Here is a 22,794-nt window from a genome sequence, read left to right as displayed (position 1 = left end):
TTATCCCGCCTGCAGTTGTGTCACCACCTGGCGGATATGCTCGATTGCCAGGTCGACGTCTTCGTCAGTGGTAAAGCGGCCCAGAGAGATCCTCAGGGAACTGTGTGCGTCGTTGTCACTCAAACCCATGGCTTTGAGCACATAGGAGGGCTCAACACTGGCGGAGGTGCAGGCGGAACCCGAGGAGATCGCCAGGTTGCGCAAGGACAACTGCAGGGCTTCGCCATCCAGACCGCTGAAACAGACATTCAAATGCCCGTGGCTGACGGCTTGCGGGTCAGCGTTAAGCTTGACGCCTTGCAACTCGCAGATGCCCTGCCAGAGTCGATCGCGCTGCGCGGCAATTCGCGGTCCCTCTTCGGCCATTTGTTCACTACACAATTGAGCCGCCGTACCCATGCCCACCAATTGATGGGTTGGCAAGGTGCCCGAACGCATACCCCGTTCGTGACCACCACCGTGAATAATCGGCTGCAGTTGGCGCTGCACCAGACGCCTCACATAGAGCGCACCGACGCCCTTGGGGCCATAAAATTTGTGCGCGGACATGCTCAGCATATCCACCTGAAGCGCCTCAACATCAATGGGTAATTTGCCGCTGGACTGAGCGGCATCCACATGCAGCAGCACATCGTTGTCCCGGCACAGCCGGCCGATCTCCGCAACCGGATTGACCGAACCGGTCTCGTTGTTGACATGCATCAGGCTGACCAGGCGAGTGTCTTCTCGCAGAGCGCCTTTGACCTGCTCGGCGCTGACAACACCCCGGTGGTCAGGCGTCAGCCAGGTAACTTCTACGCCCTTGCCTTCCAGCCACTTGGCCGGATCGATCACCGCTTTGTGTTCGCTGACCGAGGTAATCAGGTGTCCCTGGAAATCAAGATCTTCAAAAATGCCTTTCAGTGCGAGGTTATTGGACTCGGTGGCACCGCTGGTCCACACCACCTCGCGGGCGTCTGACCCAATCAGGTCCGCCACCTGGCGACGCGCCAGCTCCACCTGCTCTTCCGCCTGCCAGCCGTATAAATGCGAACGCGACGCCGGATTGGCAAAAATACCATCCAGGGTCAGGCAGCGCCCCATGGCCTCGGCGACAGCGGGATCCACCGGAGTGGTGGCGGCGTAATCCAGATAGATGGGCTTCACGCGTCCCCCGTCTCAATCAACTCCAGCCCCTGCTCGATATTCTGGCGCTCGGATACTGCACGAACATCCTGGCGGGCCACCAGACTGGCCAGGGAAATACCGCTGAGAAAGGCATGAATCTGATCGCTGAGATCGCACCACAGGTAATGGGTCAGGCAGACCTGACCATGCTGGCAATTGCCAGTGCGATTGCAGTTGGTGGCGTCGATGGATTCGTTGACCGCATCGATAATCTCGGCCACACAGATCTCTTCGGAGGATCTGGCCAGCTTATAACCGCCGCCGGGGCCACGAACACTGGTCACCAGCGTTTGCTGGCGGAGCTTGGAAAACAACTGCTCCAGGTAGGAAAGTGAGATTTCCTGGCGCTTGGAGATATCCGCCAGGCTGATAGGACCTCTGTCAGCATTCAGCGCCAGGTCCAGCATGGCGGTAACCGCGTAGCGGCCTTTCGTTGTAAGACGCATACACCTATTTTCCGTGCAGTTATTTCGAGGGGCGCATTATGTAAAAACCTACTAGATTGGTCAAGTATATAACCTAGTAATTTACTATGGTATTAGCGGCGCCCGAATTATTTTTCTGCGTCTTGCTTGGATTGCCCTTCCTCTAGTGATTTTATCTTCTTATCTGTATGGAAAATGAAATTCTGTACTGACGTCAGAACTCCACGAAGGATACTTAACTCCATTTCGTCCAGGCGAATTCGGCTGTACAGACGACGCAGACGGGTCATGGTCTGGCGGGGATTGCCCGGCTCCAGAAAACCCAGTTTCTCCAGGGTTTGCTGGAGGTGCTCGTAATACATCTCCAATGCCTTGTTATTGGCAGGTGGCTGATCCCAATCATCAAAGTGGGGCGCCTTGCCTTCTTTAGCAGTCAGCCAGGCCATACGCATTTCATAGCACAACACCTGCACGGCCGTGGCCAGGTTCAGGGCGCTGTAGTCCGGATTGGCGGGAATGTGGACGTGATAGTTGCACTTGTGCAGCTCTTCGTTGGTCAGACCCCGATCCTCACGACCAAAGACAATGGCAATCTCGTGGTGAGCCGCCTCGGCAATGGCGCGGTCACCACACTCGCGGGGGGTTACCAGAGGCCAGGGAATACGACGCTCACGAGCACTGGTGCCCACCACCAGACCGCAGTCAGCAACGGCTTCATCAAGGGTTTCCACCACAACCGCCGAGTCCAGCACATCCAAAGCGCCGGCTGCACGCCAGACGGCCTTATCCGCGGGGTATTCTCTCGGAGCCACCAGGTATAACTGCGACAGCCCCATATTTTTCATGGCTCTCGCAGCGCCGCCGATATTGCCCGGATGACTGGTATTGACCAGTACGATGCGGATTTTTTGCAGGGCGTTATCCAGAGGGGTAGGCGTGTCGGCGGTACTCTCGGTCATGGGGACTCTCAGAAACAATAATGGGCTGGGATAAAATAACGGTCGGGGATTAAAAGCCGCGCAGTGTAGCAAATTGAACCTCTCGGGAGTAGCGGCCAGCCGGTGCTTTCTCACCTGAAGCCTGCTATAATCGCGCCCCTTTCGATGCAGTGCCGGGTGCCGCCGCCCAAACGGGTGTACCCGCCGCCATTGCATTTGCTCTTTTACATTTTTTTGCTGTCATTACACGGTTGGTGCCCCATGGAACCCATGCTGAATATCGCCCTGCGCGCCGCGCGCAAGGCTGGCGAGCTGATAGAGCGCGCCCTGGAACGAGTGGATGTTGTTGCTTTTGAAGAAAAAGGCCGCAACGACTTTGTCACAGAAGTGGACAAAGCCTCCGAGAAAGAAATTATCTACCACCTGCGCAAGGCCTACCCGGACCACAAAATCCTGGGTGAAGAAAGCGGCCGCTCAGGCAACAACCCTGACAGCGATTACGAGTGGATCATCGACCCCCTCGATGGCACCACCAACTTTATCCACGGCATCCCCCACTTCGCCATATCCATTGCCTGCGTCTACAAAGGCCAGATCGAGCATGCCGTGGTCCTGAACCCCATGTCCCGCGAAGAATTCACTGCCAGCCGCGGTAAAGGCGCCGCCCTTAACGGCCGCCGTATTCGCGTCTCCGGCCGCAAAGGTCTGAATGGCGCCCTGATCGGCACCGGCATCCCCTTTAACGGCTACGCCTTTGAAAACATCACCCCTTACCTGGCCGCCCTCCAGGACATCGCCGGCCAAACGGCCGGTATCCGCCGCCCCGGCTCGGCCGCCCTGGACCTGGCCTACGTGGCCGCCGGCCGCTTTGACGGTTTTTGGGAAATGAACCTGCAGGCCTGGGACATTGCCGCGGGCATCCTGTTGGTCAAAGAAGCAGGCGGTCTGGTCAGTGACTTCAAAGGCGGTAACGACAGCATGAACAGCGGCAACGTGGTTTGCGCACCGCCCAAGGTGTTTAAACCGTTGCTGCAGATTGTCGGCAAACATATGGGCAACGTCTGATTCTCCAATACCCTGGCCGCGCCCCAGATGTGTGGCCAGGGCAAGCCCTCAGATTATTGGCCTCCAACCTTCAAGCGCGCCAACACCGCCAATAACTGTGGCAACTCCACCGGCTTGGTCAGATACTCAAAAAATCCCGCCGCCTTGCCTCTCTCGATATCCTGTGGCAACGCGTTGGCCGATAACGCCACCACCGGAATTCCCTGCAAACAGGGATCCTGCTGCATAAACAGCAAGGTCTCAAAACCATCCATTCGAGGCAGATTAATATCCATCAGCACCACATCCGGTCGGCTGGTGCGGGCAAGATACAATCCGTAAAAAGGTTCATCGGCAACCTCCAGCCGCACCTGAGGCCAGGCCTCCAACATCTGCTTAAGCACTCGGATGTTAGAAGGATTATCCTCAATATAAAGCACCCTCAGAGGTGCATCCCCAAGACCGGGCTGCTGCTCGATTTCAGCGTCTGACAGGTTCTGCTCAACGGCTGGCTCTTGATCAGCCGCACTGGGAAAGGTAACCCAGAAGCAACTGCCTTTGCCCGGCGTGCTGCGAAAACCCATCTCGCCCCCCATGCTATTGACCAGCTGGCGAGTGATCGACAACCCCACACCCGTGCCCTCTATCGCACTGGACTCGGCGCCCAGACGATTAAAGGGCTCAAAGATTTCCGCCTGGCGAGCCTCCTCAATACCGCGACCAGTGTCTTCAATATCGACGCGTAATGCACCGGTCGACGCCTGCAAGCGAGCGGTAACCAACCCGCTCTCCCGATTGTACTTCACCGCATTACTGATCAGATTCAGCAACACCTGTTTCAAACGTGTTGCATCAGCCAGCACATAGATCTCCCCCAGCACACCATAGTCGCGCAAGATGCGAATACGGCGAACATCCGCCAACGGCTTGATCCAGGTGAGACACTCCTCCAACAGACGACTGACCAACACAGGTTCCTGCGACAGCGACATCTGCCCGGCTTCAATACGGGACAAATCCATCACATCATTGATCAACTGCAACAAATGATTGCCCGCCTTGCGAATCTCCCGAGCGCTTTGCTGCTGTTGCTCAGACAACGCCGAGTCCATCGCAAACACCTGGCAATAGCCCAAAATCGCGTTTAACGGTGTACGCAGTTCATGACTCATGCTGGACAAGAACCGGGATTTGGCCTGACTCGCCGCCACCGCCTCCTCGCGCGCGAATACCAGACGTTCCTCTGTATGCTTCAGCTCAGTGATATCCATATTGGTGCCGGACATACTCACCGCCCGACCCTGCCCATCCCGATGACACTGGCCGCGAGCCCGAATCCAGCACCAACCACCCGACTTGGTTGCCACCCGATACTCAAGATCAAAGGTGCTGTCGTCCTTCAAATGATCAACCAAGTGCTGATGAAAACGCGCTCTATCCTCCGGGTGTATCAGCTCTCTCCAGACCTCCAACCGATTACGGCCCATCAACATGGCATCATCGTGACCGTCGTAACCCAATTGCTGCCAACAGCGGTCCGAAAAATGAAAGCCTCCCAGCGCCTCCGTCCACTCCCAAATACCGTCATTGGAAGAGTCCAGAATACGCATCAAACGCTCCTCACTCTTCTGCAGCCGCTGCTCCAACTCCTGCTGACTCGAAACATCAAACGCGATGCCCGAAACACAACTGATCTGCAAATCACGCCGCCGGGTAATCTCCCCATCCAGACAGAGCCAGAAATAACCACCTTGCGAATGACGAACCCTCACCCGCTGCTGCATTCGATGACCGCGCCCAAGAACACGGGCGGTGGTTTTCAAAAAGCCATGCCAATCCTCCGAATGAATCACTTCTCCCAGTCGACTCACCCGAACCACAGACTCCGAGTCCCCCAACTCGTACCCCAAAGTTCGCCAGAACCCCCCTCTCAGATGCACTGCATCCTCTTCCGGCACCCACTCCCAAAAGCCAAACCCCTCAGCCTTCAACAAGCGCTGATAACACTGAAACTCAACACTCTGGAACTCTTTAAAGTCCTGCAACGTCTTTACGCCTCAAGTTTCTCCGCTGCCTGTGGCTGCCGATAACGACTCATCTTCGAACACCACCAATGACCCGGACACTGTTCAAAAACCGCAACGACCTCTCCCCGACTTGATCCAGAACAAATCAATACTCAAGACCATGCCCTAAATTGACAAAGCGATAAACAAAGAAAACAGTCCAATCCCATTTTCACCGTTAAAACATAGTGCAGAATGGCCGAATTGGCGATATAGAACTGAGCAGAAAGATGGTCTAAGCTCGAAAGAGCGACAAGGGGAAAACAGCCCTGTGGGCCGTGTCGAGCGACAACCGGAAGGAGTAACAGCGATGACCCAAAGCGTCCTGATCAAGACTCTGCAAGACCTGTTTATTATGCTGGCAAAAAACCAGGGGCCGGAACAACGCGAAAAACTGACCCCAAAACGCCAGCGACGCTGCCCCATGCGTCAACTGCTGCCGAAAAAAGGCCCCGCGAACGGGGCACAAGCTCAGAGAGATTCTATTTAACCTGGATCCTGCCTCCCGCGATATACCGTACATCCTGTACATGATCGCTCCCGGCGTCCTGCCTCCCGCGATATACCGTACATCCTGTACATGATCGCTTCCGGCGTCCTGCCTCCCGCGATATACCGTACATCCTGTACATAAAAAATTGCCCTGCGAGCAGGGCACAAGCTCAGAGAGAACCCGGTAACTCCACCCCGCCATACACAATGGCCAGCCGGAGAAATTCGCTAGTTACAGACATACAGAGCAAGTGCTGTGCCAGAAAAAAACCGTGAATCAGAGGCCTTCTCTCAACAAATCGCCCCATTCCGGTTCAACCGCCAAAAATAAGGGGAAATTTTGCACCGATTCGGAATCTGATAAATTGATCCTTTCAGCCGATCAAACCCTTCTTAATCAACAGCCTACAAATCAATAAAATGACGAAACAAGACGCCCGCACCATGGTCGAGCGCAGAGCCTCCAACTTTGCACAACAATCATGCAAAACCAGAAACTTCGCAGAAGGACAAACAAACGGATCAACTCAGGCCGCTCCAGAACGGAGCAAAAAGAATAAAAAATAGAAATCCAACAACAATCAGGCACCCAATATGGAATACCTCGGCGTCAAGGGTGGCCGGCTGACCCTGCAAACAAGAGCGCTTGAGGAGCATTTAAGCGGTCGCTGAAGGAGCTATTGAGACAAGCGTTTTTTGCTTGGCTCAATGGTGACTGAAGGTAGCCTGGAGGGCCGACCGCGCGCTCCTCAAGTGAACACCCGGCCGCCCGTTTTGGCACCTAACCAGAAGCCTCGCAAAAATGGCACCGGCTGAGACACCAAAAAGGCTCCCCATTAAACATTAGAAACCGTCAGGGTACATCATCAACCTCAGCCCCTTCCTTAACGGGCAACATCAAATCTTCCTTACTGATATTCATAGTCAGCAACACATTACTGGCCACATAAATCGAAGAATAGGTACCCACCAGAACACCAATCAACAACGCCGTGGCAAAACCATGAATCATCTCACCGCCGAAAAAGAACAACGCCAACAACACCAAAATCGTCGTCAAAGACGTAATCAACGTACGGCCCAATGTCTGCGACAGAGAAAAATTAATCACCTCAAGCGGCGTCTCAGTACGCAACTTACGGAAATTCTCACGAATACGGTCCGACACCACAATGGTATCGTTCAACGAATAACCGATCACCGCCAATACCGCCGCCAGCACCGTCAGGTCAAAATCCAGCTTCAGCACCGAAAACACGCCCAGTACCAGCAACACATCGTGAATCAGAGCCGCCACAGCACCCACAGAAAACTTAAACTGAAAGCGCATGGCCACATACACCATCACCACCACCAGCGCGAACAACATGCCGATGCCGCCATCGTCACGCAACTCCTCGCCCACCTGCGGACCGACAAACTCAATACGACGCAGATCAACGGTGTGCCCGCTGTCGCGCTGCAAAGCCGCCAGAATCTCATCACCCAGCCCGGCTTCGAAACCCCGCTGCAAACGAATCAACACATCCGTTTCGGCACCGAAGTGCACCACCACCGCAGACTCAAATCCCGCCGCTTGCAACTGCGAGCGCACCTGCTCCAGGTTTGCCGGCTGCTCGTATCCCACCTCAATCTGAGTACCACCGGTAAAATCCAAACCAAACTGCAAACCGTTCATCGTCAACGAAACGATCGAACCCAACAGCAGCAGGACGGACAGGGCCGCCGCAATCTTGCGCTGCCCCATAAAATTAATAATCTTCAGGTCAGACATATCTAATTCCCAGCTGCTGTTGCATCAAATCCACAATTTTTGAACATTGCGACCGCCGTACATCCAGTTCACCAATGCACGGGTACCCACAATTGCGGTAAACATCGATGTCAGGATACCGATCGACAAGGTCACAGCAAAACCCTGGACCGGCCCGGAACCAATGGCGTAAAGAATGACCGCTACTATCAGCGTCGTCAGGTTGGCATCCAAAATCGTCGTAAAAGCGCGATCAAAGCCGGAATTAATGGCCGACTGCGGGGGCAGTCCATTGGCCAGTTCTTCTCGAACCCGTGAGAAGATCAACACATTGGCATCCACCGCCATACCCACCGTCAACACGATACCGGCGATACCGGGCAGCGTTAAGGTGGCCCCAAGAATCGACATGCAAGCGATCAGCAACACCATATTCAGCGCCAAGGCAATGTTGGCAGCGATACCGAATACGCGGTAATAAAACAGCATAAATACCAGCACCAGGCCCAAACCGATCTGAACCGACTTGACCCCTACGGCGATATTTTCCGCCCCCAGAGACGGCCCGATAGTCCGTTCCTCAACAAAATACATCGGCGCCGCAAGCGCACCGGCACGCAGTAACAGCGCCAGCTCCGAAGCCTCGGCGGTATTATCCAGACCGGTAATCCGGAACTGCACGCCCAGCGCGCTCTGAATAGTCGCTAGACTGATAACCTTCTTTTCCACGATCTGAGTGTGAATGGCCTGCTGTTCACCTTGCTCATCCACTTCGTAGTCCGTACGGGTCTTGTACTCAATAAACAGGACCCCCATGCGACGCCCTACGTTGTTGCGGGTCGAGCGGTGCATCTTGGCGCCGCCGGAGCTGTCCAGGGTAATATTCACCTGCGGCTGACTGGTCTGACTGTCAAAGCTCGACTGTGCGTTGGCGACATGATCACCAGAGATAATCAGCTTTTTCTCCAGATCGGCATTGCCCCAGCGGCGCTGATCCAGCTCATTGCGAAATTCAAAGGATTCCTTGCGGGTCACCAGTTCAGAGGGCTTGGCCTCCAGACGGAACTCCAGGTTGGCCGTCTTACCAATAATACGCTTGGCTTCTGCAGTGTCTTGCACGCCCGGCAGTTCCACCACCACCCGGTTGCGCCCCTGGCGCTGAACGATAGGCTCAGACACACCCAGCTCATTCACCCGGTTGCGCAGCGTGGTCAGGTTCTGGCTGACCGCGTAGTCCTCAATCTCCCGGACAGATTGCTCTGACATACTCAGAGTGAGCAGGAAACGATCACCTTCATCGACACTCTGGCGCTGCAGATCAGGGTACTCGGAGCGCACCTCCGCACTCGCCGAATCGCGCAGTTCAGCCGTCTTAAACACCGCAGTAACCACATTGTCATCACCCAAATTCACTGACAAGTAGCGAATCTTGGCTTTACGCAATTTGGATTTGATCTCCTGGGCGTTGGATTCCAGACGCTTGGCCACAGCGGATTTGGTATCAACCTCCAGCAGGAAGTGCACACCACCGGCCAGATCCAGCCCCAGCTTCATAGGCTCCGCGCCAAAGTTGCGCAGCCATTCCGGCGTGGTCGGCGCCAGGTTGAGCGCCACCACGTAGTTATAACCCAACGCCTGCTGCAGAGCCTGTTTGGCGGCCAGCTGCTGCTCGGCATCAAACAGACGCAGGAGCGCGCTCTTGCCGTCAGCCTGCTCTCCAAAATAGTCAATACCGGCGTTGTCGAGAGCCTTGGTGGCCATCGACAGCGTGCGTTCATCAATAACGGTGGCACCGGATTGGCCGGAGATCTGTACCGCGGGATCGGGGGCGTAAAGATTGGGGGCCGCATAGACCATACCCAGCGCGGCGATAAACAGTACCAGCAGATTTTTCCAGAGGGGGTAGCGATTCAGCATTCGAGCATCCAGGTTGGCGCGGTGCGCCCTTGCATTCTTGTTGTTGGAAGTTTCCGTACCGTTTAGAGGTATGGGCGAACAGGGCTATTTACAATAGCCACCGCCCGCTTAAGGTGCCGCATTATAGGCACTATTGTTACAAAGGGGGTACTTCCAGCCCCTGTTTGTCGTAAAACGACTGTAGAAACTCGTCCAGACTGTCGCTGGACAGCGCTTCGCGCAGGCCGGACATCAGATTCTGGTAGTAACGCAGATTGTGGATCGTATTCAACTGCGCGCCCAGAATTTCACCACATTTGTCCAAGTGATGGAGATAGCTGCGGCTAAAATTTGTGCAGGTGTGGCAATCACAGTCAGCATCCAGCGGATTGGTGTCGTGACGATGCTTGGCATTGCGGATCTTGATCACGCCTTCGCTGGTAAACAGATGACCATTGCGGGCATTGCGGGTGGGCATAACACAGTCGAACATGTCCACGCCACGGCGTACCGCCTCTACGATATCCGCCGGTTTGCCGACACCCATCAGGTAACGGGGTTTATCCTCAGGCATGCGATGAGCCAGATGGTCCAATACCCGCATCATATCTTCCTTGGGCTCGCCTACGGAGAGGCCACCGATGGCGTAGCCATCGAAGTCGATATCCACCAGACCTTGCATGGATTCGTCCCGCAGGGATTCGTACATACCCCCCTGAATAATGCCAAACAGTGCCGAAGGGCTATCGCCGTGGGCGTCCTTGCTGCGTTTGGCCCAGCGCAGGGACAGCTCCATGGAATCACGCGCTTCCTTTTCAGTGGTGGGGTAAGGAGTGCACTCATCAAAGATCATCACAATATCGGAACCCAGATCCCGCTGCACTTGCATGGCGATTTCCGGGTTGAGCTCCACTTTGCTGCCGTTGATGGGCGACTGGAAGGTCACGCCCTCTTCAGTAATCTTCCGCATCTTGCCCAAACTGAAGACCTGGAAACCGCCTGAATCGGTCAGAATTGGACCCTGCCACTGCATAAAATCGTGCAGATCTCCATGCTGTTTGACCACCTCAGTACCGGGGCGCAACATCAAGTGAAAGGTGTTGCCCAGAATAATGTGGGCACCGATTTCCTCGATATCCCTTGGCAACATGCCTTTGACGGTGCCATAGGTACCCACCGGCATAAATGCCGGGGTTTCCACCACCCCACGGGGGAATTTCAAGCGCCCGCGACGGGCCTTTCCGGAGCTGCCGTCGAGCTCAAATTCCATAAAGCATTGGCGGTCGCTAACGTCGCTCACGATTGATTTCCTCGGTAGTCGCATTGGGGTTACGGGTGATAAACATGGCATCGCCGTAGCTGAAAAAGCGATAAGCCTCTGCCACCGCTTCATCGTACGCCGCCATCGTGTGGCGATAACCGGCAAAGGCCGACACCAGCATCAACAGCGTCGATTCCGGGAGATGGAAATTGGTAACCAATGCGTCCACCACCTGATACTGGTAACTGGGGTAAATAAAGATATTGGTTTCGCCCTGATAGGGCTTGAGTTCGCCTCCCTGAGCCGCGGTCTCCAGACAGCGAACACTGGTGGTGCCCACCGCAATAACCCGACCGCCATTTTCCTTGGCCCGGCGCACCTGGTCACAGACCTGTGCATCCAGCTCCATGATTTCGCTGTGCATCTGATGCTCATGGATATTATCCACACGCACCGGCTGGAAGGTGCCCGCACCCACGTGCAGAGTGACAAACGCGGTGTCCACCCCTTTGGCCCGCAGCTGCTCCAACAGTTCTTCGTCGAAGTGCAAGCCGGCAGTGGGAGCCGCTACCGCACCTGCCTTGCTCGAATCGCTGTAAACCGTCTGGTAGCGCTCCCGGTCCTCGGCGGCATCTTCGCGATCGATGTACGGAGGGAGCGGCATATGGCCAATACGCTCCAGCACCTCCAATACCGGCTGATCCTTGGGAAACGCCAGCTCAAACAGGGCATCGTGACGATTGATGACAATCAGTGGGGTGCCGTCCTGAAGAACAATATCGGTACCCACCCGAGGCGCCTTGCTGGCCTTGGTATGTGCCAGCACCCGGTGACTATCCAGCACCCGCTCCACCAGCACCTCAACCTTGCCGCCGCTTCCCTTGTGACCAAACACCCGAGCCGGGATAACCCGGGTATTGTTGAACACCATCAGATCTCCGGGCTGCAACCAATTGAGCAAGTCCGGGAACTGGCCGTGCTGAATGGCACCGGTGTCACCATCCAACCGCAGCAAGCGGCTGCCACGGCGCTCTTTGGCCGGTTGGCGGGCAATCAATTCATCGGGGAGATCGTAATAAAAGTCCTGGCGACGCATAGGGGTCTCTATCTGTGTCCCGGACCGGTTCATGGGTCTCCGGGAATGCCTCCTGGGGCAGTAATTCAAGGGTGGCAAGAGTATAGGAAAAGCCGTTCGGAGGCCAGGAAAGTCAATGCTTGCGGGGGGCTTCGCGACTTGCTGGAGATTACAATGCAATCACTGAACCCGGCTCTTTTATAAGCCGTTGGTTCAAACCCAACCCCCTGGGTAGAGGCCCTAAACGACAAAACCCGAAGCCGGCTCTCTTGAGAACCAGACTTCGGGTTTCAGAATGTGGTAGCGGGGGCTGGATTTGAACCAACGGCCTTCGGGTTATGAGCCCGACGAGCTACCAAACTGCTCCACCCCGCATCAGTGTTTCGACTGCCGCTCTCGCTCAATCGAGGTGGCGCATTCTAGAGATTTCCCGCGGCAGGTCAAGGCATTTTTGTCATTAAATCTTCATACATCCAAAACCCGCGCAGTAACGTATTATTGAGATGTCAGCGCAGACGCTATAATGATCTGTAATCACCGATCCCGGTTGGGCATCGGATTACTGCTTCGCTTTTTAAGGTTAATTGATGCATCGTTGCCTGCCTTATGCCCTCACCAGCGTGTGTCTCGCTGCCAACGCCGATGACATGACAGATTTCTACAGCCTATCGCTGCAAGAGTTGCTGACCATCAAGGTGCAGGCCGCCACTCACAGCGATCGTCCTCTTCAGGTCTCACCCTCCAGCGTAACGGTTTACACCCGCGAAGAAATACTGGCGATGGGAATTAATAGCCTTGAACAGCTGCTCAACTTTGTGCCCGGCGTGCAGACTTCCAGAACGGATGAAGGCGGACGCGGTTATCCTGCCAGTTTTCGCGGGCGGCGCAATCAGGGGGCGGCGCGGGACGTATTGGTGCTGATCGACGGCATACGCATCAACGATCCGGTTGCGGGAGGCACATTCAATCAGAGCCCGGAGATTTCACTGCACAATGTCGCCCAGGTGGAGATCATCCGGGGCCCGGGCTCTGCCCTCTATGGCGCCAATGCCTTTTCCGGTGTAATCAATATCATCAGCGATACCGACGTCAATGAAGTTGAGCTGGGTGGTGGCGATTTTGGGGCCCGAGAAGTCAGATTACAGACTACCCTGCCTCTGGGCGATGATTGGCAACTTGACCTGTCTGCCGATTATTACCGCGACGACGGCGAGGACTACGACGCATTCTATTCTTTTTTTGGCACATTTGAGCCCACCAGCGACAGCAAACGACTTGAGGACTGGCAGGTGCGCCTGCGAGGCCGGGGATTCGACCTTAACTACCGTCAAAGTAAACGACGCTATGAAGATTTTATTGTTGTCGGAGCCATGGCTAACGGAGACCAGCGCTTTAAGGTGGAAAACCGCAGCCTGAGACTCTCTTATGAACATCAGTGGGGTGCTGCCACCCTTCACTGGCATGCGGAAACTTCAGAGGGCGACCAGGATTCATTGCTGGGCTTATTCCCCGAAAGTCCGGAGCCGCCCATTGACCAGGCCTCGGGCCTGTACTGGACCAACGGTTCCACCCAGCTGATGCTGGGTGGCAATGTGAGAACCGTGGAGCATGATCGGATCGGTCTTGATGTCCTCTGGCCGGTGGGAGAAGACCACCAGCTGCTGCTGGGATTAGAGGCGCGCGAAGAATCCGTCGGGCTCAACCCTTTTCAGTCCAGTATCGATATCGAGCTGTTGCGCACTACCGGTCGCCTCGAACCAGCCCCCTCCAGCAACCCCATACAGGAGGGGTTTTATTTGGGTGGTATGCGCGCCGACCTGCTGACCGCACAGGAGCGGGACAATTGGGGGCTCTATCTGCAGGACGAATGGCGTATAAACGAGAACTGGCAGCTGGTATCCGGCCTGCGCCACGACCACTATGATGACTTTGGCTCCCACACCAGCCTTCGAGGTGGCCTGGTGTGGCAACCCAACCGCTCTGACACCTGGAAGCTGCTCTACGGCGGAGCATTCCGCGCCCCCTCATTTCTTGAAACCAGAGCAGGCATCGCCTCTGGCGGCATTTCCAACCCTGATCTGGATCCCGAAACCGTCGACACCTTTGAGCTGAGCTGGGCCCGGCAGTGGTCCCGGGTGAATACCAGCGTAACGCTTTACCGGAATCAATACCGGGACATAATTCGGCAGGTGGTGGTGGAAGATGTCGTTACCGGCATTACCGCGACGCAACCACAAAACACCGGAGACGACAGCACCAATGGAGCCGAGCTCGAAGTCACCATTACCCCCGCCAACGCCTGGTTGTTCAAAGCCGGTGTCAGCCATCTTTTTACGCCACTGGATAACGAGCAGACCGCCGAAACCACGGCATTTCTGGTAGGCAACTACCAGCGGGGAGCCTGGAATGCCAACCTCAGCGGCTTCTTCCACCACGAGGTCCTCTCCCGACCCGCCGATGCCACCACTCCAGCTACATTCCTGGACCCCTACTGGCACTGGAACCTGGCTTTGCGCTACCAGTTACAAGCGCATCTGGCCATCACAGTGGACGTGAACAACCTGTTCGACAAACACTACAACACCTGGTCGCCCCAGACGGGAATCGACGATGGTTTACCAGCACGAGGGCGCAGTGTTATCTTGGGCCTTCGTTTTGACTGGGGTGGGTAATGTTTACCACAGTGCCACAGGGACCAGGCTCTCGAATAGGCGCAATTGCAGCGTTGCTGGTGGCAACGCTGACAGCCTCGCTCGCCCCCACCCCGGGTAATGCCACTGACCGCCATACCGACGAAGCCAGCCTGCGTGCGGCGGTGGTATTGGGCATTCTGCGCTATACCGGCTGGAGCCAGGCAGTCGACCGCCAGCCGGACATCTCTCTGTGCACGATGGGAGAGCCCGAGTCCGCACATCCTCTCAAGCAAGCCGTAAAAAAAGTTCAGGTCAAAGGTAAGTCCGCCACCGTCAATGATCTGAGCGCAGATCAACAGAACGCTGCCAATCCCTGCCACGTGGTCATCTACGGGCCAGACGCCCGACCGACCGGCAGCGAAGACTTTCTGAAAACCGCTCTGACCATCTGCGACGGCTGCAAAAGCGCCCACCACGAGGCTGCCATCACTCTGGTGCGGCGTCAGAATCGCATCGGCTTCGAAGTGGACTTGAAACAGGCCAACTCCAGCGGCATCACCTTCAGCTCCTCGCTGCTGGAACTGGCCGCCAAGGTTGAAGGAGCGCGCCAGTGACGGAACTGCAAAAACGCCGTTCGTTTCGCGGCCAGCTGGTACGCATCCTGATCATTGCCCTGTCGATCGCCCTATTGTTGATGGGTGTCAGCACCCTGTTGTTTGAACAACAGCAGCTGCGCAATCAGATGGTCAGCAACCTCAATGCGACTGCTGATATTATCGGCAACCGATCCATCGCAGCGCTGGTCTTCAACGACCCTCAGGCCGCCGCCACCAACCTGGCCTCCGCCCAATACGAACCCACTATCGAGAGTATCTGCCTGTACGACGCCAGTGGCCAGTTGTTCAGCCAGTACCAGCGGCTTGATATCGGACAATCCGCCACCTGCGCCGAACAAGCCCCCTACACCCACGCGCGCGAGGCACAGTTCTCAGACAACGGCGTTGAGCTCTATCTACAGGTACGCGATGGCGACGAGCATATGGGGTTCCTGTCGCTGCGGGCCAGCCTTGAACGATTGATGGGAGCGAGAAATGCCCTGGTGATTGTGATTCTGGCGGCGTTTGTGCTGGCGGGCATTTTGGCCTATTGGCTGGCCAATCGCATGCTGTCAAAAACACTTAAGCCGCTGGACGCCCTCTACGATACCGCCCGCCAGATTTCCCAAAACAGCTATTCCCCGCTGCGCGCCCCGCGCCTCAATAACGATGAAATCGGTGATCTGGTGAGTGTGTTTAACCAAATGCTGGACAACCTCGCACTGGACAACCAGGCGCTGTCGGCGTCGGAGAAACGCTTCCGTACCCTCGCCGCCCACGCCCCCATTGGTATTTATTTCCGCGATCGCGAACAGCGTCTGATCTACGCCAACGAACGCTGGGGACAGATTACCGGGCAGTCCCTGGACATGAATTTTGACGAATACCTGAACAATATTCCTCAAGCGGAGCGGGACATCTACAACACGGTGCTGCAAAGCGTGCTGCAAATGCAACGCACCGAAGTGGTGGAGTATCACTACAGCTCGCCCGGCGACAAGGAGCAGCAGGTGCTGATGGAATATGTGGCACCACTGAATCTGGAAAGCAGCGAAAAAGAGCAACCGCTGATCGACGGATACATCGGTTCGGTGCTGGATGTCTCGGAACTGAAGATGGCCCAGCTGGAACTTGAAAAGCTGGCATTCTATGACCCACTGACACAATTGCCCAACCGTCGTTTCTTCCGCGATCACCTGGATTTTCAGTTGGCGGCCTCAGAAAAAACCCGCTCGCCACTGGCCGTGATCATGCTTGATCTGGACAACTTCAAACGTGTGAATGATTCTCTCGGCCACGATGCCGGTGACCAGCTTCTGGTACGCATCAGCGAACGCCTGCGCGATGTGGTCTTCAAAGAAGACGTGGTGTCTCGCATGGGCGGCGATGAATTTACCATCCTGCTCAACAACCCCCATCCGGTGACCCGTATCGATCAGGCGGCCCAGCGGATTATGGAATCTATTCGCGAGCCGCTGGAAATTTCCGAACAGCTGATTGAAATTGGCGCCTCATTGGGTATTGCCCGCTACCCGGAAGATGCCAGTAGCGCTGAAGACCTGTTGCGCAACGCAGACATAGCGCTCTATAACGCAAAATCCAACGGTCGCAACCAGGCTTCTTACTTTTCCGAGCAGTTGGATATTGAAGTCAAGGACAAGTTGCGCCTGGAAGGCAAGCTGCGTAAAGCCATTGCACAGGAGTCTCTGACTCTGCACCTGCAGCCTCAGTATGATGCCCAGCGACAGAGCTTCTTTTGGTGCGAAGCGCTATTGCGTTGGTACGACGAGGAAGAGGGTTTTATTTCTCCCGCCCGGTTTATTCCTGTGGCGGAAGAAACCGGCCTGATTATTCCGCTCAGCAGTTGGGTACTGCGAACCGCGTGTCAGTTAATGGACAAACACATGGATGAGCTGCAGCGAGCCGGCATTCAAGGCGTGGCGATCAATCTGTCCGCGCGCCAGTTCTATTCCCAAAAGCTGCTACAGGAAATCGAATCGGCGCTGAAGGACTATTCGATTCCGCCATCCATGATCGAATTCGAAATCACTGAATCTGTTGTAATCGATGATGTTAACAGCGCCATCAAAACCATGCAGGCGATCAAGGAATTGGGCTGCCGCCTGAGCATCGACGACTTTGGCACGGGCTACTCTTCGCTATCTTACCTTAAGCAATTCCCTATTCACGCCATCAAGATTGATCGATCCTTTATTATTGATATTCCCAACGACCACAGTGCCACAGAGATCGCCTCTGCGATTATTGCCATGGCGCACAAACTTGGGCTTGAAGTGATTGCCGAGGGCATCGAAACGCACCTGCAGAAGCAGTTTTTAGTGGACCAGGGCTGCCGTTACCTGCAGGGGTATATGCTGGGTCGCCCCATGCCCATAGAGCAACTGTTGGAGCAACATCAGGGATTGCTGGATTCCGTTCTACAGCAGGAAACCGCGTAGCTGGCGTCTGTCCAACAACAAGCTTCCCGAGCCGCGTACTTCAGTCTTCAAGTAGCTCAAAGTCGTCACTATCGAGCCAGGCCGGAAAGCTCTCTCGATAGCTGTTCAGCTCGTCGGCCTCCAAGGTCACAGTAAAGACACCGGCCTCTGAACCGGGATCTGCCAATGCCTGACCGCGAACATCGATAATGGCGCTGTCGCCGCTGTAGAGATGTCCATTGCCGTCTTCACCAATCCGATTCACCCCCACGACGCAGGCAAGGTTTTCAATCGCTCTGGCGCGCAGTAACTGGCTCCAGTGATAGGAGCGCTTGGCCGGCCAGTTGGCCACAAACAGCAGTAGATCGTAGTCCAGCCCCAGTTCAGTGCTGCGATTACGGCACCAGACCGGAAAACGCAGGTCATAGCACACCATAGGGCATACCTTCCAACCGTTCAGCTCCACGACTATCCGCTCAGAACCCGCGCGATACTTCTTGTGTTCACCGGCCATCCGAAACAGATGGCGTTTGTCGTAGTGTTGGTAGGTGCCGTCAGGCCGCATCCAGATCAGTCGGTTTACCGGACCTTCGTCCGTGGCCACCGCATAGCTGCCCGTCACCACGGCACCCAGTTCGGCGGCCAGACCGGACATCCACTGCAGGGTCTCCCCTGCGGGCGGTTCGGCCACCTTGCGGGCGTCCATGCTGAAACCGGCGGTGAACATCTCGGGCAATACCACCAGATCGGTCTTCCCCTGCCAGGGCTGTAACCATTGCTCGAAGCGCCCGCGATTTTCCTGCGGTGCCTGCCAGGCCAGGCTCTGCTGCACGATGCTTACGGTGAGATTTTGATCTGGCACAACCTATTCCTCCGCGGGGATTGTCGACCCCTGATACAGGGGGCATAATCGATTCAACTCAGACAGGGAAGATACTATGGGCATACCGAGGTTACCAGCATTCGCGGCGTTGATGGGGCGGATCTGCCTGCTGGCGCTGGTGGCGCTGACACCACACACCTACGCGACACAGACGCCGCTCGATGCACGTGCGCTGCTGCAGGCCGCCATGGACCATTGGCGCGGCCAGACCTCGCAGGCCACCATGAGTATGATCATCAAGCGCCCGGACTGGCGGCGCACCATGACCATGCAATCCTGGACCCGGGGCGAGAAGTTATCTCTGGTACGGGTGCTGGAGCCGAAGAAAGACGCCGGCAACGGCACACTGCTTAATGACCAGCAGATGTGGACCTACTCCCCCAAGATCAACCGCATCATCAAGATCCCCTCTTCCATGATGAACCAAAGCTGGATGGGGTCTGATTTCTCCAACAAGGACATCAGCAAATCCACCGATATTCTCGACCAGTACGAGCATCAGCTGACCGCCGTGGAGGAACGAGATGGCCACAAGGTCTATGTCATCACCGCCATCCCCCACGAGGAGGCCGCTGTAGTCTGGGGCAAAGAAGTCCTGCTGATTCGTGACGATTACGTTATGCTGGAAGAACAGTTCTGGGACCAGGACGGCGAGCTGGTGAAGACCATGACCACCCTGGAAATTCGCGAACTGGACGGGCGCCCCGTAGCCACACGTATGCGCATGCAAAAACGCGATTACCCCGATGAATGGACAGAAATGCTGATCCGCGACATCGACTTTGATGTGGAGCTGGGCAACAACCTGTTTACCCTCTCCAACCTGCGCAACCCGCGCCAACGCTAGGCCGGTCCGCCGCCATGAACATTACCCTGACCCTGGCATGGCGCAATCTCTGGAGGCATCGCCGCCGCACCTGGCTAACCGTCAGTGCCATGGTGTTTTGCAATGTATTACTGATTTTCTCGATTGCGCTTCAGTTTGGCACCTATGGCCTGATGATCGAAAATTCACTCAAACTGTTTACAGGTCACCTGCAAATACAGCACCCAAAGTATCTCGATTCGCCCAAACTCCACTACAGCATTGATGACGCCGCCAAACTGCAAACGCAATTGCAACAAGAACTTGGCGAGAACTGGGCTCTGGCCAGCCGCGGTATGGGATTCGCTCTGGTATCCAGCGAGGAACGTTCTTTTGGCATTCAGGTGGTGGGGGTTGAGCCCGGTCGTGAACCCATGGTTTCCAGCCTGCCGGGGCTGGTGAAGTCCGGCAAATACCTGCCCTCCGCACCTACAGAAACCATTGAAATTGTGATTGGTCGCAAGATCGCGGACAATCTCAAGGTCGAGCTGGGTGATGAGCTGACGTTATTGGGCAGTGGCCGCGACGGCTCCTTCGCCGCCGGCATTGCCATTGTGACAGGTATTTTTGACTCTGGCGTCAGTGACATTGATCGCGCCATGGCTCAGATTCCGCTGGACGACTTCCAGACACTGTTCACCATGGAGCAACAGGTTCACAGCATTGTCATTCAGGGCAGTTCCGCTGCCAATGCGGATGCGCTGCAGGAGCGGCTGCGGCAATGGCGAGCAAGCCATGTTAAGCAATCTTTCGCACCTGTGTGGCAGCCGCGACACTGGGATGAATTGCTGCCTGGCGTGCGCCAGGCGATTCAATCCGATATCGCCAGCTCCCTGTTTCTGTACAGTATTCTCACCTTGCTGGTGGCCTTTAGCGTGCTCAATACCCAGCTGATGTCGGTGCTGGAGCGTACGCGGGAATTCGGTATTCTCTCCGCACTCGGGATCAGCCCCGGCCAGCTGGGTCGCCTGGTGATGCTGGAAACCTTGTTAATGGCGTCATTGGGATTTGCACTGGGCGTGCTGCTGGGGGCCATCATCGTCTATGCCATCAGCCAGGTGGGCATCAGTTTTCCAGGTATGGAAGAGATGCACAGCCGCTTTAACATGCCGGCGCGGATCTATCCGGAGCTGTCGATGTTACCCTTGACCCTGGGCCCTGCAGTGATTCTGGTGGGCAGTCTGTTGGCAAGCCTTTATCCGGCATTGCGATTGCAGCGCCTGGAACCGGTCGCGGCAATGCGAGCGGCCTGAGATGAGCCAGCCACTATGAAACAGCTGCAAACACTTTCCACTCTTGCATGGCGTAACCTCTGGCGCAATTACCGACGCACCCTGATCATGACCAGTGCCATTGCACTCGGCGTCTGGGCCATGATTTTTATGACCGCAATGTTGCGTGGCATGATGGCCGACATGATCACCCAGGGGGTCAATAATCTGCCCGGTCATATTCAGTTGCATCACCCCGAATACCGGGCCGACCCCAGTATTGTCAATCGCTTCGCCCCCCCCGGTGATGAACTGCTTGAGCAACTCAACCAGGCGGACATTAAGAGTTGGAGCGCGCGCGTTCGTGTGCCCGCAGTCATCGCCAGTGAACGGGCCAGTCGAGGCGTTAACCTGATTGGTGTCGACCCCGCTGAACCACTGCCTCTGGATGGCAACCTGCTGAAAGACGGCCGCTCGCTGGAGACCGAGTCAGATCGCGGCTTGATTATGGGAGCAAAACTGGCGGAGCGATTGGAAACCCGACTGGGCAAGCGCGTGGTGTTGATGAGCCAGGATCCGGACAACAACGTCGTCGACCGCGGCTTTCGGGTGGTGGGCATATTTGAATCAGAGCTGTCAGCCACAGAGGAGAATCAGGTTTACGCCGGCCGTGCCACTCTCCAGAAAATGCTGCGTATGGATCAAAAAATCAGCGAGCTGGTGATACTGACTGAGGAACAACGCTTGTTGCAACCGACGGTTGAACGGTTGGCGCAGTCGGCACCCCATTTGGAAGTGCTGCCCTGGTACGAACTGGACCGGTTTTTGGGGACATCAGTGGAAACCTTTGACGGCTTTTCCATGGTATTTATTGTTGTTATTTTTCTTGCCCTGTCGTTCGGACTGGTCAATACCCTGGTCATGGCCATCTTCGAGCGCACCCGCGAAATCGGACTGATGCAAGCGCTGGGTATGACACCCGCCAGCATCTGCGTGCAGATTCTGCTGGAAGCCATGATGTTGCTGCTGATTGGACTGCTCGTCGGCAATGCACTGGTGCTGCTTAGCCTGCACAGCATAAAGGACGGCCTGGATATTTCCGGCGTCGCCGAGGGCATGGCATTGATGGGCGCCGGCAGTGTTTTAAAACCGGCACTCCATACGCTCGATGTGATTCGAGCCAATGGGGTAGTGCTGGTGTTGGGCATTGTTGCCTGCGCCCTGCCCGCCTGGCAAGCATCGCGACTCGACCCGATCACCACCATGAATCACACTTGAGACACGCCAATGACTTCCATTCTCTGTCAACAGTTGTGCAAGACATTCGAGCAGGGCGGCAGCCTGATCAAAGGGCTCGATCACGTCGACCTGAGCATCGAGCCCGGCGAATTTGTGTGTCTGTCCGGGCCCTCCGGTTCTGGCAAGACGACCTTACTGAACGCGCTGGGAGGTTTGGATACACCCGACCAGGGTGAAATCACCATTGGCGATCAACGTATTGATCAATTGTCGAAAAAGCAATTGGCTCATCTGCGCCTGCAGAAAATAGGCTTTGTTTTCCAGGCCTTTAATCTGGTGCCGGTATTGAGCGCGCGGGAAAACGTCGAGTTTGTGATGCAGTTACAGGGCATCGACAAGGCGGAACGGCGCCAGCGGTCGGATACGATTCTGGCGGAAGTGGGATTGGCCGGTTTGGAGCAAAGAAGGCCCGCTCAACTTTCCGGCGGTCAGCAGCAGCGGGTGGCGGTCGCCCGCGCCATTGTCAGCAACCCCGTGTTGGTGTTGGCAGACGAACCCACCGCCAACCTGGATTCCAACAGCGCCTCGCAGTTAATGGATTTATTTCAACAGCTCAATCAAAAACGGGGCATTACTTTTGTCATTGCCACTCACGACCAACGGGTCATGAGTTACTGTCGCCGCCTGATTCGCATGCAGGATGGGCGCATCGTCAGCGACGAAACCCAACCGGGAAAAATAGCACTGCAATCCGAGGGTGTTGCGCCTCAGGAACAGGCGCTTTGATGCCTTGTCTTGGCGGCGTGGCATCA

At 55.9% G+C, this 22,794-nt stretch carries 18 protein-coding genes and 1 tRNA gene; 9 read left to right on the top strand and 10 right to left on the bottom strand.

Going from position 1 to position 22,794, the window contains the following annotated elements:
- The 3 genes from HBA55_RS30355 to trmJ form a co-directional block, all read right to left on the bottom strand.
- Complete coding sequence (locus tag HBA55_RS30355) at nt 1-1,146, bottom strand: aminotransferase class V-fold PLP-dependent enzyme (protein WP_166999272.1); 1,146 nt, start codon at nt 1,144-1,146, stop codon at nt 1-3.
- Nucleotides 1,143-1,613: a Fe-S cluster assembly transcriptional regulator IscR gene (iscR, locus tag HBA55_RS30350; protein WP_166999270.1), complete on the bottom strand. Its 471-nt coding sequence runs from the start codon at nt 1,611-1,613 to the stop codon at nt 1,143-1,145. Before iscR ends, HBA55_RS30355 begins: the two co-directional genes overlap by 4 nt.
- Nucleotides 1,614-1,720: 107 nt before the next feature.
- The gene (trmJ, locus tag HBA55_RS30345; RefSeq protein ID WP_166999268.1) at nt 1,721-2,551 is read right to left on the bottom strand and encodes a tRNA (cytosine(32)/uridine(32)-2'-O)-methyltransferase TrmJ; all 831 of its coding nucleotides are present in this window, start codon (nt 2,549-2,551) and stop codon (nt 1,721-1,723) included.
- Between the two features lie 240 nt (nt 2,552-2,791).
- On the opposite strand from trmJ, the gene HBA55_RS30340 reads away from it, so the two are divergent.
- Nucleotides 2,792-3,595 (top strand): inositol monophosphatase family protein, encoded by an 804-nt coding sequence (locus HBA55_RS30340; RefSeq protein WP_166999266.1) that lies wholly within the window; start codon nt 2,792-2,794, stop codon nt 3,593-3,595.
- 53 nt (nt 3,596-3,648) lie between these two features.
- Here the strand turns inward: HBA55_RS30340 and HBA55_RS30335 are convergent, their stop codons facing one another.
- Nucleotides 3,649-5,619 carry a PAS domain-containing hybrid sensor histidine kinase/response regulator gene (locus HBA55_RS30335; protein ID WP_166999264.1) on the bottom strand — a complete coding sequence of 657 codons (1,971 nt, stop codon included), beginning with the start codon at nt 5,617-5,619 and terminating at the stop codon, nt 3,649-3,651.
- Between the two features lie 331 nt (nt 5,620-5,950).
- On the opposite strand from HBA55_RS30335, the gene HBA55_RS30330 reads away from it, so the two are divergent.
- Nucleotides 5,951-6,130, top strand: coding sequence for a hypothetical protein (locus HBA55_RS30330; protein ID WP_166999262.1), 180 nt, complete (start codon nt 5,951-5,953; stop codon nt 6,128-6,130).
- Between the two features lie 855 nt (nt 6,131-6,985).
- On the opposite strand, the gene secF is transcribed toward HBA55_RS30330, so the two are convergent.
- From secF to HBA55_RS30305, 5 genes are all read right to left on the bottom strand, one after another.
- Nucleotides 6,986-7,906 (bottom strand): protein translocase subunit SecF, encoded by a 921-nt coding sequence (gene secF, locus HBA55_RS30325; protein ID WP_166999260.1) that lies wholly within the window; start codon nt 7,904-7,906, stop codon nt 6,986-6,988.
- Between the two features lie 24 nt (nt 7,907-7,930).
- Nucleotides 7,931-9,802: a protein translocase subunit SecD gene (secD, locus tag HBA55_RS30320; RefSeq protein WP_206020047.1), complete on the bottom strand. Its 1,872-nt coding sequence runs from the start codon at nt 9,800-9,802 to the stop codon at nt 7,931-7,933.
- A gap of 136 nt (nt 9,803-9,938) precedes the next feature.
- Nucleotides 9,939-11,051, bottom strand: a complete 1,113-nt coding sequence (gene tgt / locus HBA55_RS30315) for a tRNA guanosine(34) transglycosylase Tgt (RefSeq protein WP_166999489.1) — start codon at nt 11,049-11,051, stop codon at nt 9,939-9,941.
- Nucleotides 11,052-11,067: 16 nt separating this feature from the next.
- Nucleotides 11,068-12,138 (bottom strand): tRNA preQ1(34) S-adenosylmethionine ribosyltransferase-isomerase QueA, encoded by a 1,071-nt coding sequence (gene queA, locus HBA55_RS30310; protein ID WP_166999258.1) that lies wholly within the window; start codon nt 12,136-12,138, stop codon nt 11,068-11,070.
- 277 nt (nt 12,139-12,415) lie between these two features.
- A tRNA-Met gene (locus tag HBA55_RS30305) sits at nt 12,416-12,492 on the bottom strand.
- 212 nt (nt 12,493-12,704) lie between these two features.
- Here HBA55_RS30305 and HBA55_RS30300 point away from each other — a divergent pair.
- Genes HBA55_RS30300 through HBA55_RS30290 form a run of 3 tightly spaced genes read left to right on the top strand, consistent with a single transcriptional unit; the run spans nt 12,705 to nt 17,805 of the window.
- Nucleotides 12,705-14,789, top strand: a complete 2,085-nt coding sequence (locus HBA55_RS30300; protein WP_166999256.1) for a TonB-dependent receptor plug domain-containing protein — start codon at nt 12,705-12,707, stop codon at nt 14,787-14,789.
- The gene (locus tag HBA55_RS30295) at nt 14,789-15,364 is read left to right on the top strand and encodes a YfiR family protein (protein WP_166999254.1); all 576 of its coding nucleotides are present in this window, start codon (nt 14,789-14,791) and stop codon (nt 15,362-15,364) included. The genes HBA55_RS30300 and HBA55_RS30295 overlap by 1 nt, the downstream gene beginning before the upstream one ends.
- Nucleotides 15,361-17,805: an EAL domain-containing protein gene (locus HBA55_RS30290; RefSeq protein WP_166999252.1), complete on the top strand. Its 2,445-nt coding sequence runs from the start codon at nt 15,361-15,363 to the stop codon at nt 17,803-17,805. Before HBA55_RS30295 ends, HBA55_RS30290 begins: the two co-directional genes overlap by 4 nt.
- Before the next feature lie 40 nt (nt 17,806-17,845).
- On the opposite strand, the gene HBA55_RS30285 is transcribed toward HBA55_RS30290, so the two are convergent.
- Nucleotides 17,846-18,646 (bottom strand): amidohydrolase, encoded by an 801-nt coding sequence (locus HBA55_RS30285; RefSeq protein WP_166999250.1) that lies wholly within the window; start codon nt 18,644-18,646, stop codon nt 17,846-17,848.
- A gap of 76 nt (nt 18,647-18,722) precedes the next feature.
- Between HBA55_RS30285 and HBA55_RS30280 the strand changes: the two genes are divergently transcribed.
- From HBA55_RS30280 to HBA55_RS30265, 4 genes are read left to right on the top strand one after another with little or no spacing between them, the layout of a single operon-like run.
- Nucleotides 18,723-19,514, top strand: a complete 792-nt coding sequence (locus HBA55_RS30280; protein ID WP_240946373.1) for an outer membrane lipoprotein-sorting protein — start codon at nt 18,723-18,725, stop codon at nt 19,512-19,514.
- A 14-nt stretch (nt 19,515-19,528) separates the two neighbouring features.
- Nucleotides 19,529-20,785 carry an ABC transporter permease gene (locus tag HBA55_RS30275; protein WP_166999248.1) on the top strand — a complete coding sequence of 419 codons (1,257 nt, stop codon included), beginning with the start codon at nt 19,529-19,531 and terminating at the stop codon, nt 20,783-20,785.
- Nucleotides 20,786-20,800: 15 nt separating this feature from the next.
- Nucleotides 20,801-22,021 carry an ABC transporter permease gene (locus tag HBA55_RS30270; protein ID WP_166999246.1) on the top strand — a complete coding sequence of 407 codons (1,221 nt, stop codon included), beginning with the start codon at nt 20,801-20,803 and terminating at the stop codon, nt 22,019-22,021.
- A 9-nt stretch (nt 22,022-22,030) separates the two neighbouring features.
- A complete protein-coding gene (locus HBA55_RS30265; RefSeq protein WP_166999244.1) occupies nt 22,031-22,768 on the top strand; it encodes an ABC transporter ATP-binding protein in 738 nt (245 codons plus the stop codon).
- Nucleotides 22,769-22,794: the final 26 nt, after the last annotated feature.

Origin of the sequence: Pseudomaricurvus alkylphenolicus, from assembly GCF_011683955.1 — a bacterium.
Taxonomy (GTDB): domain Bacteria; phylum Pseudomonadota; class Gammaproteobacteria; order Pseudomonadales; family Cellvibrionaceae; genus Pseudomaricurvus; species Pseudomaricurvus alkylphenolicus.
Note: the sequence above shows the minus strand (reverse complement) of the source record. Positions and strands in the feature narration are given on the sequence as shown.

Excerpts from the sequence above, each read along its gene's own strand:
- iscR (WP_166999270.1), bottom strand. The coding sequence starts at position 1,613 with ATGCGTCTTACAACGAAAGGCCGCTACGCGGTTACCGCCATGCTGGAC.
- trmJ (WP_166999268.1), bottom strand. The coding sequence starts at position 2,551 with ATGACCGAGAGTACCGCCGACACGCCTACCCCTCTGGATAACGCCCTG.
- HBA55_RS30340 (WP_166999266.1), top strand. The coding sequence starts at position 2,792 with ATGGAACCCATGCTGAATATCGCCCTGCGCGCCGCGCGCAAGGCTGGC.
- HBA55_RS30330 (WP_166999262.1), top strand. The coding sequence starts at position 5,951 with ATGACCCAAAGCGTCCTGATCAAGACTCTGCAAGACCTGTTTATTATG.
- secF (WP_166999260.1), bottom strand. The coding sequence starts at position 7,906 with ATGTCTGACCTGAAGATTATTAATTTTATGGGGCAGCGCAAGATTGCG.
- secD (WP_206020047.1), bottom strand. The coding sequence starts at position 9,802 with ATGCTGAATCGCTACCCCCTCTGGAAAAATCTGCTGGTACTGTTTATC.
- tgt (WP_166999489.1), bottom strand. The coding sequence starts at position 11,051 with ATGGAATTTGAGCTCGACGGCAGCTCCGGAAAGGCCCGTCGCGGGCGC.
- queA (WP_166999258.1), bottom strand. The coding sequence starts at position 12,138 with ATGCGTCGCCAGGACTTTTATTACGATCTCCCCGATGAATTGATTGCC.
- HBA55_RS30300 (WP_166999256.1), top strand. The coding sequence starts at position 12,705 with ATGCATCGTTGCCTGCCTTATGCCCTCACCAGCGTGTGTCTCGCTGCC.
- HBA55_RS30295 (WP_166999254.1), top strand. The coding sequence starts at position 14,789 with ATGTTTACCACAGTGCCACAGGGACCAGGCTCTCGAATAGGCGCAATT.
- HBA55_RS30280 (WP_240946373.1), top strand. The coding sequence starts at position 18,723 with ATGGGCATACCGAGGTTACCAGCATTCGCGGCGTTGATGGGGCGGATC.
- HBA55_RS30275 (WP_166999248.1), top strand. The coding sequence starts at position 19,529 with ATGAACATTACCCTGACCCTGGCATGGCGCAATCTCTGGAGGCATCGC.
- HBA55_RS30270 (WP_166999246.1), top strand. The coding sequence starts at position 20,801 with ATGAAACAGCTGCAAACACTTTCCACTCTTGCATGGCGTAACCTCTGG.
- HBA55_RS30265 (WP_166999244.1), top strand. The coding sequence starts at position 22,031 with ATGACTTCCATTCTCTGTCAACAGTTGTGCAAGACATTCGAGCAGGGC.